1 protein-coding gene is annotated in these 240 nt (G+C 49.6%); it reads right to left on the reverse strand.

Annotated elements, in window-relative coordinates:
- Positions 1 to 240 (reverse strand): ferrochelatase (locus tag AB4486_RS27625; RefSeq protein ID WP_372119995.1); only part of this gene is annotated, 240 nt, incomplete at both ends.

Consider the following 240-nt stretch of genomic DNA (forward strand, 5'->3'; position numbering starts at 1 on the left):
CGACCAAATCGCGATTGGTAGGTCATGGTGATGTCTTCTTCAGATAAACCTAGCTCAGCAGCAAGCAGCTTTGTCGTTGCTTCACAATGCTGTGGGTAGATATCGCCTTCATCAGCTAAGCGCTTCGGAATACCGTGGAACGAACAAACCAAGTGATCGGCTCTGCCATTTTGTTCCCAATGGCTACGAACGCTTTCAGCCAATGCTTTTGCATAGCTTGGGTGCGCGTAGTAGTCGCGA

Origin of the sequence: Vibrio sp. 10N.222.55.C6 (assembly GCF_041473395.1) — a bacterium.
Lineage (GTDB): Bacteria > Pseudomonadota > Gammaproteobacteria > Enterobacterales > Vibrionaceae > Vibrio > Vibrio crassostreae_C.